Source organism: Paraburkholderia adhaesiva (assembly GCF_021390575.1).
GTDB classification, from domain to species: domain Bacteria; phylum Pseudomonadota; class Gammaproteobacteria; order Burkholderiales; family Burkholderiaceae; genus Paraburkholderia; species Paraburkholderia adhaesiva.
The window spans coordinates 1,048,055-1,061,705 of record NZ_JAJEJQ010000002.1; the positions used below are offsets into that span (position 1 = coordinate 1,048,055).

General features: G+C 60.4%; 10 protein-coding genes. 7 read left to right on the forward strand and 3 right to left on the reverse strand.

Features of this window, described 5'->3' with window-relative positions; translation table 11 throughout:
- Positions 1-26: 26 nt before the first annotated feature.
- The 4 genes from pgaB to L0U80_RS20350 all read left to right on the forward strand — a co-directional run bounded on the left by pgaB (position 27) and on the right by L0U80_RS20350 (position 5,294).
- The gene (gene pgaB / locus L0U80_RS20335; RefSeq protein WP_233869108.1) at positions 27-2,111 is read left to right on the forward strand and encodes a poly-beta-1,6-N-acetyl-D-glucosamine N-deacetylase PgaB; all 2,085 of its coding nucleotides are present in this window, start codon (positions 27-29) and stop codon (positions 2,109-2,111) included.
- A complete protein-coding gene (gene pgaC / locus L0U80_RS20340; protein WP_233869110.1) occupies positions 2,108-3,376 on the forward strand; it encodes a poly-beta-1,6-N-acetyl-D-glucosamine synthase in 1,269 nt (422 codons plus the stop codon). Before pgaB ends, pgaC begins: the two co-directional genes overlap by 4 nt.
- Positions 3,354-3,959 (forward strand): Biofilm PGA synthesis auxiliary protein PgaD, encoded by a 606-nt coding sequence (locus L0U80_RS20345; RefSeq protein WP_233869112.1) that lies wholly within the window; start codon positions 3,354-3,356, stop codon positions 3,957-3,959. Before pgaC ends, L0U80_RS20345 begins: the two co-directional genes overlap by 23 nt.
- Positions 3,960-4,115: 156 nt before the next feature.
- On the forward strand, positions 4,116-5,294 hold the full coding sequence (locus tag L0U80_RS20350) for a hypothetical protein (RefSeq protein WP_233869114.1): 1,179 nt from the start codon (positions 4,116-4,118) through the stop codon (positions 5,292-5,294).
- A 201-nt stretch (positions 5,295-5,495) separates the two neighbouring features.
- Here L0U80_RS20350 and L0U80_RS20355 read toward each other — a convergent pair whose 3' ends face one another.
- From L0U80_RS20355 to L0U80_RS20365, 3 genes are all read right to left on the reverse strand, one after another.
- Complete coding sequence (locus tag L0U80_RS20355; protein ID WP_233869116.1) at positions 5,496-6,062, reverse strand: LbetaH domain-containing protein; 567 nt, start codon at positions 6,060-6,062, stop codon at positions 5,496-5,498.
- Positions 6,059-7,042, reverse strand: a complete 984-nt coding sequence (locus tag L0U80_RS20360) for a phytanoyl-CoA dioxygenase family protein (RefSeq protein WP_233869118.1) — start codon at positions 7,040-7,042, stop codon at positions 6,059-6,061. The genes L0U80_RS20355 and L0U80_RS20360 overlap by 4 nt, the downstream gene beginning before the upstream one ends.
- A 254-nt stretch (positions 7,043-7,296) precedes the next feature.
- Positions 7,297-8,586: a glycosyltransferase WbuB gene (locus L0U80_RS20365; protein WP_233869120.1), complete on the reverse strand. Its 1,290-nt coding sequence runs from the start codon at positions 8,584-8,586 to the stop codon at positions 7,297-7,299.
- Between the two features lie 898 nt (positions 8,587-9,484).
- Between L0U80_RS20365 and L0U80_RS20370 the strand changes: the two genes are divergently transcribed.
- The 3 genes from L0U80_RS20370 to L0U80_RS20380 all read left to right on the forward strand — a co-directional run bounded on the left by L0U80_RS20370 (position 9,485) and on the right by L0U80_RS20380 (position 13,645).
- Positions 9,485-10,456 (forward strand): GlxA family transcriptional regulator, encoded by a 972-nt coding sequence (locus L0U80_RS20370; RefSeq protein ID WP_233869121.1) that lies wholly within the window; start codon positions 9,485-9,487, stop codon positions 10,454-10,456.
- 172 nt (positions 10,457-10,628) lie between these two features.
- Positions 10,629-12,194, forward strand: coding sequence for a mannose-1-phosphate guanylyltransferase/mannose-6-phosphate isomerase (locus L0U80_RS20375; protein ID WP_233869123.1), 1,566 nt, complete (start codon positions 10,629-10,631; stop codon positions 12,192-12,194).
- 32 nt (positions 12,195-12,226) lie between these two features.
- Positions 12,227-13,645 carry an undecaprenyl-phosphate glucose phosphotransferase gene (locus L0U80_RS20380; RefSeq protein ID WP_233869125.1) on the forward strand — a complete coding sequence of 473 codons (1,419 nt, stop codon included), beginning with the start codon at positions 12,227-12,229 and terminating at the stop codon, positions 13,643-13,645.
- Positions 13,646-13,651 lie beyond the last annotated feature (6 nt).

Sequence of the window (13,651 nt, forward strand, 5' to 3'; positions counted from 1 at the left end):
CTTTGAATTGTGAAGGGAGGCCGGCGATGGATTCACGTCGACGTTTCGTATGCAGCTGCCTGGGGGCCATGGCGGGCTGCACGTTGTTTCCGTCGATCGCGCCGGCCAAACTGATCGACATCCTTCCGCCGGCTGATCCCGCGGATGGCAAGACGTTTCGCGTGCTCTGCTTTCATGACGTGCGCGACAATCTGCGAGCCGAATTCAATACGAACAACGTGCTCGATCCGTATGCGGTCGATACCGGCACGCTGACATCGCTGTTTTCGTGGCTGGAGTCGAATGCCTATCACCCCGTCACGTTCGGCGCGATCGTAGCGTCGCGCCATGGCGGCAAGCCCTTGCCACCGCGCGCGGTGCTGCTGACTTTCGATGACGGCTTCAAGAGCCACCATGACAAGGTGCTTCCGCTTCTCAAGCAATTCGATTATCCGGCTGTCATGGGGATCGTGACAGCGTGGATAGACACGCCCGCGGACTCAAGCATTCGACTTTCGGACACGGTCGTCGTGCCGCGCAATACGTACATGTCGTGGGACGAGATTCGCGCGGTAGCCGCATCGGGGCTCGTCGAGTTGGCGTGTCATACACACGACCTGCATCACGGCGCCGTGGCCAATCCGCAAGGCAATCAATTGCCGGCGGCGACGTCGCATTTGTATCTGAAGGATCAGCAGCGCTATGAGACGGACGCCGAATTCGAGTCGCGCGTGCGAACTGATCTGGCCAGGTGCATGCGGCAGGTCAAGAATCAGACAGGCGTGTCGATTCGCTCTATGGTGTGGCCGTATGGCGCGCAGAATCTGACCGTGCGCAACGTGTCGTCGCGCCTTGGCATGCCTACGCAGTTCACGCTCGAGTCCGGGCCGAATACGAGCGACATTCCGCTCGACCGCCTGCGCCGGATTCTCGCGACGTATGACCTCGACGTCGGTGGTCTGGAGCGCTCGATGCGTGAGCCGGCGGAGAATCGCGGGCAGATCAATCCGGTGGAACGCGTTGTCGTGGTTTCGCTGGACGATGTCTATGATCCCGCGCCCGATGTGCAGGAGAAGAAACTCGGTGAGTTGATCGAGCGGATTTATCGTTTGCAGCCAAGTTCGGTTTACCTGCAGGCCTTCTCGGATCCCGCGCACACCGGCGTGGCTCAGGCGATGTATTTTCCGAACCGGCATTTGCCCGTGCGTTCCGATCTGTTCTCCCGTGCGGCGTGGCAGTTGAATACGCGCTCCAACGTGCAGGTTTATGCGTGGATGCCTATGCTCGCTTTCGCGGTGCCCGCGCAGCTTAACGGCCGCGTCGAGTTCGTGACCGCCTCAAGGGGCAGTACGGTACCGCCCGGAGTGTCGAACGTGCGGCGACTGAGTCCGTTCGACCCGACTGCACGCGCGTACGTGCGTGAGCTATACGAAGACCTTGGGAAATACGCTGCTTTTACCGGGCTGCTCTTCGGCGAAGACGCGACGCTCAGCGATTTCGAGGATGCCGGACAGCACGGTCGCCAGATGCTCGCGAGCTGGAATCTGCCGCACGACATTGATCAGATTCGGGCGAATCCTGAACTCGCGAAGCGTTGGGGTAACCTGAAAACCCGCCATCTTCTGGAATTCTCGAAGGAATTGCAGCGCATCGTCCTCGACAGTCAGAACAGCGACGAGGTGCTGACCGTGCGCACGATCTTTCCCGATGTCGTGCTCGACCCGGACGCCGGGCAGCACTATGCGCAGGACTATCAGGCGTTCCTGAACAACTACGATTTCGTTGGCCTGCTCGCCATGCCGTCGCGACAGGGCGTCTCGTCCGTGGACAACTGGCTCGACACGCTCGGCCAGCACATACGTGCCGTGCCGCATGGACCCCGTAGAACGGTCTTTCTCCTGGAAGCGATCGATTTCCGCACGGGTGAGAACATACCGGCCGACCGTCTGACCCAGCAGATGGGTCATCTTCGGGAATCCGGCATGGTGAGTTTCGGCTACTACCCCGACAACTACGCACGCGACTTACCGAACGCGCTCGTGATGCGCGACGTCATGTCGATGCGATCGCGGCTCGATCCAACTGCGATTAATGCGCTGCTCAAGAGCACACCAGGGGGGATGAATCAATGATGCATATCGTGATCAACCGGCTTCAGGATTTCATCTTCTTCTACCCGTTTTTTATGTCCTATCTTTGGATGATCGGCGGGACCGTTCATTTTCTTGCGCTGGAGCACGGGCGAACCCGCTCGCCGCGCGCATTGAGAATGGCAGGGATGCCGAAGGTGGCGATCATCGTGCCGTGCTACAACGAGGAGTCCAACGCGCGCCGCGTATTGCGTCATCTGGCGACGCTCAAGTACGCCAATTACGAAATCATCGCGGTCAACGACGGTAGCCGCGACCACACGGGTGACGTGCTGAACGAACTGTCGGCCGAGATTCCGCATTTGACCGTGGTTCATCACTCGAAGAACGAGGGCAAGGCGATTGGGCTGACGACGGCCGCCGTGGTGACCGACGCGCCGTTCCTGATGTGCATCGATGGTGACTCGCTGCTTGGCGACGACGCTATCGAATGGATGCTGGAGCACTTCATTTCCGATCCGAACGTGGGAGCGGTGACCGGCAACCCGCGTATCCGCACACGTACTTCACTGCTCGGGCGGATGCAGGTCGGTGAATTTTCGTCGATTGTCGGACTCATCAAGCGCACGCAGCAGGTTTATGGCCGGATCTTCACGGTGTCCGGTGTCATCACGATGTTCCGCAAGAGCGCGCTTGCCGATGTTGGATACTGGAGCTCGGACATGCTGACCGAGGACATCGATATCAGCTGGAAGCTCCAGTGCAACGACTGGCGCGTGGCGTACGAGCCACACGCACTCAGCTGGATCCTGATGCCCGAGACGCTGAAAGGTCTCTACAAGCAGCGCCTGCGCTGGGCGAAAGGGGGCATTCAGGTGCTGTTCAAGTATTCGGGCACGCTCATGAGCGCGAGGCGGCTCATGATGTGGCCGCTGTTCATCGAGTATGTGCTCGGTATTGCGTGGGCATATTCGATGTCTTTTATTTTGCTGCTCGCGGCGATCGGCACCGTTTATTCATTGCCGGAGGACTGGAACGTCGCACTCGTGCCACACTGGCACGGCATGTTGCTGGTGGCGACCTGTGTCCTGCAGATCATTGTCGGCTGCCTGATCGACAGGCGGTACGACGAAAAGCTGCTGCTCTATATATTGGATACCGTCTGGTATCCGCTGGCGTTCTGGTTGATCAACATGGTCACCACCGTCGTCGCGCTGCCCGTCATCACCCTGCGTCGGCGTGGTGAGCGTGCAGTCTGGACTAGCCCCGATCGAGGTATTCAAAATGAACAACAGGCCCGTCATTGATCTCTCCCTGCGTTCCGCGCGTCAGATCATCGCCGAAAAGGGCAAGGCACGCGGGATTCTGCTCATTCTATGGTTCCGGCTCATCCGGCCCGCGTGTGTCGGTTCGATGTGGGGGGGCATCACCGTCTACGCGTACCGGTATCTGTTGCCGTTCGACGAGGGCGATCTGTCCATGCGCGAGCTGGTTTCGTATCTCGCCGCCATCGGCGCGATTGCATCGGTTTTGACGGTGTGGATGATTCTTGAGCGCGTGGCTCACCCGTTTGCGTCGAAGTCGCGTATGCAACGGCTGCTGCGGCGCAAGGCGGGCCTGACTCTCGAGCCGGGGCCTTTCGCATCGGAAACGCTGCGTGACTGGAAAACGATATCGCACGTGTTCTTCGCTTCGCACGACGCGAATGGGCTCATTGCGGCGCTGAATGCGCTCATCCTTCATGCACCGGCTGGGCACAGCGCGGCGGACGGCAGGGCTGAAACAAACGCCCATGACGAAGCGAAGCACGCACGCTATTCGATTGCCGAAGTGTCCGGCAGGCCGCCGCGCGCGCCGAGAGATTTCCGGCCGGGTCACAGGAATTACTGAGTGCCTGGATGGATCGCAATGGAGCCGCTATCCGGCACCTCGCACGGTTTGCGGCACCTGGCTGGACGAGGGCGAACGCGTGCGCTCACGCCGCTCGTTTTCTTTGCGTTGCTGAGTGCGAGTCCAGCATCCAGCCGTGGTGCCGGAGAGGATGCCGTGAGCGCATCGCGTGCGCCGGCGGGGGCCGTTGTTGCGGTGCCGTCGCCCGGGCTCGGCGACGAACGTCGCTTCATGCACGGCATTGGCTATGCGAGTGCCGGCGGCGACAAGAACTGGGTCTTCTTCAGCAGTTCGGGCCTGCCCCCGCGCGGCGCGAACAAGGACCGCAGCTGGCCGCACGATGTGTACGTGGCCGGGTGGTCGCCGCCATCGGCTCACGTTTCGCATCCTCACATCTTCATCAGCCGGCCGGAGGCACAGGAGCCCGTGTCTGTCGCGCAGAGCACGTCGGGCAATATTTTCGTCAGTTTTGAGGACGGCTGGAACACGCCGAACACGGTCAGTCAGCGTTACGGCGTCTATCGCGCCGACCTCGTGCCGATCAAGCCGTATCCGAACGATGTCGAATCCGGCGGCCACTCCGGACACGTCGCGGCCGTGGGGGACCGCTTTGTCGTGTTTTATTCCGAAGACTGGGTCGAGGGCGGCGGCGTCGACAATCTCGGCACAGGTAAAGGTGTCTACACAAGGGTCTATAGCGACCGGGGACAGCCTCTTTCGCACCAGGACGTCGCGCCCCATGTGCGCGAGTGGTGGCCGATGATTGCCGGCTCGCCCGATCGCGCACTGCTCGTCTGGCAAAAGTACATTCCCGGCGAGACCATCGCCGAACTCAAGTGTGCCGTGCTGGACCCCGTGTCCGGCAAGATCGTACGGCCTGAGTCCGGCGTGGATGACGCGAAGGTGGAGTACTACACTTACGCCGCGGCCTGGGTTCCGGCAGTCGGGCGTTTCGTGATCGAGGCCACGCTTGCAGCAGGACGCACCAAGGTGTGGCTGGTCGACGAAGATGGACGCGCGATTGCGCGGCTCGAATGTCTGCCGGCTTCCGTTCGCGAAGCGAGCATTGGCGTGAACGGCAACGTCGCCTACGTACCCACCCGCGATGGACGCCTGATGGCGCTGGCGCTGACCGAAAACACGATCGAATTGCGCGGCCTGCAACGTGCGCCATTTGCATGGGGAAACACGGGTGCAATCGGGATGCCGCGCGGAACCGACTCCATTCACTTTGTTTCGCTTTCGCCGACAGGCTTGCGCGAAGCGGATTTCAACGTGCGCGACGAGGTGGCGCCATCCGCGTCGGATCGCTGTGCCCCGGACGCCACGCAATGACAGTCGCCTTGAAGCGACGCTTCGATAGTGGGAGTCGAATAGGTGCGGAATCGTTGCTGGCGTGAGCCAACGAAATGTCGTGCTTTTTCGCTGGATTGCTTGAAACGACGCGATAACTGGGGATACGACTCATGTGGTGTGGAGGTACTCCAGCGCGGAACGGCAATGCCTTGCTCGTGAAAAACGCGCGGGATCGGCGATCTAGCTGAATCGCTTGCGAATGAACCGGCATGGATTCCCGCCGTACATGCCTTCTGCTTCGAGTGACCGGTAAACGACTGAGAGCGGCGTAACAAGCGCTGACCGTCCGATCGTGACGCCCTTCAGGACTACGCACTTCGACGTGATCCAGACGCCGTCCTCGATCGTGATCGACGCAACCTGAAGATCCATGTTCGCGACGGAATCGTGCGAACCGCACGTCAGGAACGTCCCCTGAGAAATGCACACGTTCGATCCGACGCGGACCATGTCCTGGTTGTGAATCCAGACGTCTTCGCCAAACCAGGCGTTGTCGCCCACCTCGAGATTCCACGGCGACTTCACCCGGATCGCGTGCAAAAAGCGGCAATTAACGCCGATCTTCGCACCGAACAGACGGAGCAGGCCGGTGCGCACTGCGGAGATCGGTATGAGCCGGTTGTTGATCACGCACGCTTCGATGACGAACCAGGCCAGTTGCGTAAGCTTGCCGCGCGCGCTCACGTAGTTTCCCTTGCCAGCTTGCGCAAGATCTATCGTTGCGCTCGTTGCGTTCAACCGTGTCATTTCACTAGTGCCTTGATGGCCAGTTTCTTGGCCATCTGAAATGTCTTCGGAAATGTGGTCTCGACGCCGAGCACGATCCGGTTGGACAGCTTTTCCATGTCCTTTGGGCAATGGAATGCCATGCCTTCGAACTCGCGCAGGCTCAGCGGTTTGATTCTGGCCTGGAATTGCAGGAACCGGTGTGACAGCGGAATGAAATGCGACGTCAGTGAGCTGCGGGAGAACTGTGGCCGCGTCGTACGCAGACTGCCGTGGATCGTCTTCGCGTTCCAGTAGAGCACGTCGCCTTTCTGCAGGAACGGCGCCCGGAATTCGAGCTGATTAACGGCCAGGATCTTCCTCACCAGTTCCTTGTACCGGTCGTGGTTAAACGCGACGTCGAAATTTTTTCCGTTCTTCGCCATGTCGATCAGGTGAGAGCGCGGGACCACGAAAAAGCGACCCGCACCCGCATCGATATCTTCGAGCGCATACCAGCATCCGGCCATCGCACCGATGTTTTCGCTGTCGAGGTAATACGTGTCCTGATGCGGCCAGGTTTCCGAATTGCCTTCGAAATACATACTCTGCACGAGCTTGCCATCTTCCGAGAAAATCTCCCGGTTGATGGCCTTGATCGTCTCGCTCGCGAACACCTTGACTGCAAGCTGCTTGAGCGTCGCAAAGCGCGTGTCGCCGAGCGACTGAAGATTGAGCAATGGATTCATCACGAAGCCGTACTCGTTGATCCGGTTTTTTTCCGGATTCGCGGTGGCTTGCCGGTAGATGTACCCCGGGTAGCGCTTTACCGTTTCCTCGAATGCCGCTCTGAGGGAGTCGCAGAGCACCGGCTCCACCGCGTGGCGTACCACCATGTAGCCGTGCTCATCGTAGTAGCGTCCCGCGCTATGGAGATCGCTCATGTCGAACGTCGTCGAGTTCTGACCGGCAAATTCAGGAATCTCGATCTCGGTTCCAATCGGACTCAAAATCTTGTACATGTTCGCTGCAACCTCGCGTCAAAAGTTTATTTAACGGCAACGTTCAAACCAGACAGTCCGGATTGCATGCGACGAGCACCAGAAAATTCTGTGTGCCAGACAGGGCACTGTCAATTTGGGTTGGCGGCTAGTGGCTAGGGATTGTCGCAATGTGCCGAGCCCTGCGGAGCGGTGTCGTGTGGTGTGAACGTTTTTTCAAACGCCTGGAATCGATTCTTGGCTTGCCGGGCACGATGTTTCAGCCGCCCAGATGTTCAGTGCCGCGACCGGATCCTCAAACCGCCAGCTTCGTTTGCCTCGTGAGTTGACGCCGTTTTCCGGTCGAATGTGCGCGTCGCGATCAACTCGGACTCGAACGCGGCCAGTTCGGTGTCGCGGGCGAACATGGCGACTGCATAGTCGCGTCCCGCGCGGCCGAGTCTCTCGCGTAGCGGCGCGTCGTCCGCAAGGCGCCGGATCGCCTCTGCCAGCGATGCCGCGTCACCCGGCGGCACTATCACACCGCGTGGCGCAACGGTCTCGTAGAGTTCGGTCCCGGGACGCGCCATTGCAACCACCGTGCGTCCGCTCGCGAACATGCCAGTCAGTTTCGATGGCATGACCAGATCCGCGGCGTCGGCACGCTGAGGTAACACGTGGATATCGGCGAGATTGAGCAGCTCGTTTAGCTCTTCGGCGGGGCGCAAATCGATGATGCGGCAGTTCGGCAGCGAACCGCAGGCGGCCTCGATGCCTGCCCGTGCGGGTCCAGCACCGCAGAGCACGAACGCAAGATCGGCACAGTTGCCCAACTGGAGGATCGCGTCCGTGAGCACATCCAGTCCCTGCTTGCCGCCCATGTTGCCGGAGTAGAGGATGACGATCGCCTCGGCGGGCAAGCCGAGCACCGCTTTGAGCGTGCCCGGTTGCGCCAGTGGGAATATGGCGTCGGTGTCGACCCAGTTCGGAAAGTATGCGAGCCGCGCGGGCGACACGCCTTTCGCAATCGCCCGAGTGATCATCCTGCTGGAAAGCGTCGAAACGCTATCGAAGTGCGTGAGTAGTACACGTTCGGCAAAGAGGGCGAGGCGTTTGAACCACAAGCCCTGCAGAATGCCCAGTTTGAACGCGGCATCTACTTCGAAATCCTGAATATGAAGCCAGGCATGGGCGCCAGTCAGGCGTGCGACGATCCAGCCAGTCGGCGCATTGAGCAGGCTTGGCGCGACGCAGAACACCACGTCGGGCCGCCACGCCATGAGAGAAAGCATGACCGGGAGGCTCGAAAGCGCGAAGCTGGCGAGATGTAACAGCCGCCCGAGCGCCTTCGGTCGCGTCGGTACCCAAAGCGGCGCGCGTGATACGGTCACGCCGTTGCGTTTTTCGCGTGTGTAGCGTTTTGCGTTGAAGTCCGGCGCAACGCGCCACTCGGGGTAATACGGCGGCGCGCAGACGACGTGGACATCGTGGCCCCGAGCCGCGAGCCAGACCGCCATTTCGCCGGTGTACTTGCCTATCCCGGTCATTTCAGGCGCGTAGTTGATGCCGTAGATCAGGATCTTCACAGGCCCTCCGTTCGCGGCACGTCAGTGGGCGATCGCTGAGACGATTATCAGCGCGGCGAAATAACGGAAACCGCCATCGTTTCGTGACGATCGGCCATCGTGTGATGCGCCGGACCGTCGATTCGCGACGATGGGTGTGGTGGATTCTCGACGAGCGGTTATTGCTATCGCGGCGTGACTCGAACCGGAAATCCTGACATGGTGCAGTTCGTTACCTGCGCTACGGCGTTTGTTTCATACCGATTTGTATTTTTTATATGGTGCGGCGCGGAAAATTTTACCCGAATTTGATTTACTCGTCCGTGCTATTGCCGATTATTTACGATTTGCTAACCGAATTTTTTCGCTTGAATCTCTTTTAACTTAAGTGTTCTTAAGCTTTAATCGCGATTCAGGTTCAATGTGCTGGCATATAAGATGCAACCGAAAATTCAGAAACCATACCCAATAGATCAGATGAATATTTGAACCACCAAATTTATGAACTTGTTATGCAAAAACGTCAGGTTTTTATATACATAATCGGCTGCAACGCATTGATTGCGCTCATACAAAGCAACAATGATGTTGCGGGTGTGCACCAGAAATGGACCAGATTGCACCAAACGGAATTTCCACTTCGATCCGGATGCGCAACAAGCCCGCAAGACAAATATGCTTGCACGCTATATATGATGCGACTCAATTTAGAGAAAACAATTGCAGGGTCCTGACATCCGCCAACATCTCGTCTATTTCCGTCACGACACACATTCGCAATTTCAGCGACCTATGATGCAGTGCACATGGGCCGATATATAAAACGGGAATCAATACCGTAAAAAAAGGGAGGCGAACCGAACACTCAATAACGGGATGGGAAACTGTCATGGCATACGCCAGTTTTGAGGATCGAGACTTGCCCACAAGGCATTCGGCGAAAAAGTTCGCACCTGGGTTGGCACGTCAGGTCGGGCTCGTTCTCTTCGATGGTTTTTCTCTGCTCGGCACCGGCATGGTGGCCGAAGTGCTCCAGCTTGCCAACGAAATCGCGGCTGTCGATGAGGGCGGCGAGCCTACCTATCGCGTCTGGCTGCTCTCCGTGAGAGGAGGGGGCATCGCGTGTTCATCTTCGCTCGAACTTGCCACGGTCGCCATCGACGCAGCCAGTCAGCTGCGCTTCGACGCGCTCTACATCGGCGGCGGCCGCTCGGCCATGCAGGCGATCGAGGACATCCGCCTGATCGCGTGGTTGCGTCGCGTGGTGGCGACCACCACCGAGGTGCGCGCGATCGGGAACGGGCAACGACTGCTCGAAGCAGCCGGGATAGAGACCGCGCGAGCGGCGCCCGAGCTGCCCGCGCACGTCGCGAGCGCCTCCGACGAACCGCTCGGTGACGACCACCACGAAGCGTTGAAGTCCGCATTGACGATGATACGGCGCGATCTTGGAGTCGAAATCGCGCGCAAGGTCGGCGAGCGGGCGTTGCCGAGCATCTCGACGCGATTGTCGGCATTGTTCGCCGATGCCACGCGTGCGACGCCCGGCGAAAAGGTGTGGGCGTCTGCGCGTTGGCTCCAGGAGAACTGCGAGCGACCCATTTCAGTCAGCGACGCAGCGCAGACCTTCGCGATGAGCGAACGCAATTATCTTCGGTGCTTCAAGCTCGAACTCGGTGTGACGCCCTCGGACTATCTGCTCCAGGTGCGTCTGGAATTGACATGTCAATTGCTCGTCAACACGGACCTGCCGGTCGACAAGGTGGCGCGCCGTTGCGGCATGCGTGACGGCGACCGTCTCTCGAAGATTTTCCGCAGCCGGCTCGGTGTATCGCCAACCGAATATCGCAATCGTCACCGCGTCCACGTGGACAACGTGATAGGCCAATAGCGAGACCTGGCCGGCGCAGCACCGGCCAGGAATCTATGGCGTAGCGCAATGCCCGCCGGTTTCAATTGCCAATAGAGCATTGGACGAATGAGCGCTGGCCGCCGACGGCCTCAGCGTAAGGGGACGTAGTTCGTGCAGTTTCAACTCTTTTGTAAAAAAGGAGTACGAAGCGATGAGCCTTGATTCCGGAAAAAGCAACAAATCGGAAACTGTGTCGCTGGATGCAGCGCACTCGGCGCTGGTGAGCGTCGATGTCGCCAGCGGAAGTACGTCCGTCGCTTTGCCGTCGACGCTGCGCCTCCTGCCCGTCGTCCTGGCGGGCGGTGCGGGTACGCGCTTGTGGCCAATGTCGCGTGAGCAGTATCCGAAGCAACTGATCGGCGTTATCGGCGAAGACTCGCTGCTGCAAGCCACGATGCGACGTCTAGCGAGATTCCCCGCACCGTGGGAGGTTATGCGCGAGCCGATCGTCGTCTGCGGTGAGGAGCATCGTTTTCTGACCGCCGACCAGATGCATGCGTGCGGTGTCGATGTGCGCATGATCGTCGAACCGGAACGGCGTGACACGGCCCCTGCGCTGACGCTTGCTGCGGCAGCTGCCTGCGCCGAAGGCGGCGATGCGATCATCGTCGCTATGCCGGCCGACCATGCCATCGCAGACGTCGCCGCTTTCCAGCACGCAATCAGCGTGGCGGCGAACCATGCGCAAAGAGGCGCGATCGCGACGCTCGGCGTTCCGCCAACGCACGTGGATACCGCGTTTGGTTACATCCGCCTCGGCAGGCCGCTGCAGGGCGACGGCGACGTGCGCGAGATCGCCAGCTTCGTCGAGAAACCGGCGCCCGAACTTGCTGCACAGTATGTCGAAACCGGCGACTACTGGTGGAACAGCGGAATCTTCGTCGTGCGCGCAACGGTCTGGCTCGACACATTGCAGCGCCTGCAACCCGACATGCACGACGCCTGTGTGGCCGCTTACGCGTCGGGGCAGCGTGACGGCGCGTTTTACAGGCCGCAGCGGGACTGCTTCAAGGCTTCGCCGTCCGACTCGATCGACTATGCCGTGATGGAGCGGCTCGGCACGGACGCGGCGCTCGCGCCTGGTGTGGTGGTGCCGCTCGATGCGGGCTGGTCCGATCTCGGCTCATGGGATGCCGTGTGGGATGCGCTCGACAAGGACTGCGACGGCAACGTAGCGCGCGGGCGCGTGGTGTTCGAGAACGCGACGTCGAGTTACGCGCACTCGGAAGGGCGGCTCGTCGCTTGCGTGGGCGTCAACAACGTCGTCGTGGTCGAGACCGATGACGCCGTGCTCGTCGCCGATCGCTCGCATGTGAAAGACGTCAAGGGGCTCGTGGCGAAAATCAAGGCGCAGCAGGCACCCGAGGCCAACCTGCACCGCAAGGTGCGGCGGCCGTGGGGCTATTACGACTCGATCGATCACGGCGGCCGCTTTCAGGTCAAGCGCATCGTCGTGAATTGCGGTGCGCAGTTGTCGCTGCAATTGCACCACCATCGGGCCGAGCACTGGGTCGTCGTCAGCGGCACGGCGCTCGTCACGCGCGGCGATGAGCACTTCATGCTCACCGAAAACGAGTCCACCTACATTCCCATCGGCGTGCGCCATCGACTGGAGAATCCCGGCAAGCTGCCGCTTGAAATCATCGAAGTGCAGTCGGGCGCCTATCTCGGCGAGGACGACATCGTCCGCTTCGATGACACCTATGGCCGTATCTGAGCGTAACCGATCGTTCCAACCGGAGTGCGTCGATGAGTGCGGTCGAGTTCGTGCCGGAGTCACCGGCTGCGTTTGGCGGCATCCAGGGATTGCTTGCGCGCCTCCTGGATCTCTCGCTGATCGTCGCCTGTGCGCGTCTTGCGATCTGGCTGCATCCGCCGACGCAGGTCTCGCCCGCGGTCGTGAGCGCGTTCGTGCTGTTCGCGTGCGCGTTCGCGATGGCCGGGTTTCCGGTGTTCGGCGTCTATCAGTCATGGCGCGGCCGCTCCGTCGTGCGCTTTCTCTCCCATGTCACGCTCGCGTGGGCGAGCGTCGCGGCACTGACGCTTGTGATGGCTTTTGCGGCCCATATTACCGATCTCGTGTCGCGTCTGTGGTTCACCTCGTGGGTCAGCTCGACGGCCGCCGCGATGATCGGCGCGAGACTCATCGTGCGCGCGGCCCTCTCGCGTGCACGCAATGCCGGCATGAACCTGCGTCATGTCGCGGTCGTCGGTTGCGGCGAGCATTGTCAGGACATCGTCGAGACGATTCGACGTGCGCCCGCCACGGGCTTTCGCGCCTCGGTCGCGTTCGACGCCCGCCCGAGCGATGGCGTGAAGATCAGCGGCGTGCCGGCGTTCAGGACGATCGAGCCTTTCGTCGATTTCGTGCGGCGCAACGGCATTCAGGAGATCTGGCTCGCACTGCCGCTTTGCGAGGAGCGGACGCTGCTGCGTTTTGTGAATGCGTTTCGCGACGATCTCGTGAACGTGCGCTTCATTCCGGACGTACGCAGCCTCGCGCTGTTCGGCAGCGCGATGATCGACCTCGTCGGCATGCCTGCCATCAACCTGGTCGCTTCGCCATTACCGGCTCACGCGATGGTCAAAAAGGAAGTCTTCGACCGCGTGTTTGCAGCCATCGCGCTCATTGCGCTGACGCCGCTTTTCATCGTCATCGCGATTGCCGTGAAGTGCTCGTCGCCGGGGCCCGTGTTCTTTACGCAGAAGCGCATGGGTGCGGACGGGCGCGTTTTTCGCATCCACAAGTTCCGCACGATGCGCGTGCATGCCGAAGCCGCAGGTCAGGTGCGGCAGGCGACGCGCGGCGATCCGCGCATCACGCGAGTGGGGGCGCTCTTGCGCCGCACGAGCCTCGACGAGCTTCCGCAGTTCTACAACGTGTTGCGCGGCGAGATGTCCGTGGTCGGACCGCGCCCGCACGCAATCGAGCATGACGAGCTGTATCGCAAGATCGTCAGTGGCTATATCCATCGCTATCGCATCAAACCCGGCATCACCGGCTGGGCGCAGGTGAATGGCTTTCGTGGCGAGACGGACCGCGTCGAAAAGATGGTGAGCCGCGTCGAACACGATCTCTATTACCTGCATCACTGGTCGTTCGCGCTCGACATGCGGATCGTCGCCGCGACCATCGTGAAAGGGCTTGTCAATCGCAACGCGTATTGAGCGCTG

Bases quoted from the DNA above. Each gene is read 5' to 3' on its own strand.
- L0U80_RS20345 (WP_233869112.1), top strand. From the start codon at position 3,354: ATGAACAACAGGCCCGTCATTGATCTCTCCCTGCGTTCCGCGCGTCAG.
- L0U80_RS20375 (WP_233869123.1), top strand. From the start codon at position 10,629: ATGAGCCTTGATTCCGGAAAAAGCAACAAATCGGAAACTGTGTCGCTG.
- pgaC (WP_233869110.1), top strand. From the start codon at position 2,108: ATGATGCATATCGTGATCAACCGGCTTCAGGATTTCATCTTCTTCTAC.
- L0U80_RS20355 (WP_233869116.1), bottom strand. From the start codon at position 6,062: ATGACACGGTTGAACGCAACGAGCGCAACGATAGATCTTGCGCAAGCT.
- L0U80_RS20380 (WP_233869125.1), top strand. From the start codon at position 12,227: ATGAGTGCGGTCGAGTTCGTGCCGGAGTCACCGGCTGCGTTTGGCGGC.
- pgaB (WP_233869108.1), top strand. From the start codon at position 27: ATGGATTCACGTCGACGTTTCGTATGCAGCTGCCTGGGGGCCATGGCG.
- L0U80_RS20360 (WP_233869118.1), bottom strand. From the start codon at position 7,042: ATGTACAAGATTTTGAGTCCGATTGGAACCGAGATCGAGATTCCTGAA.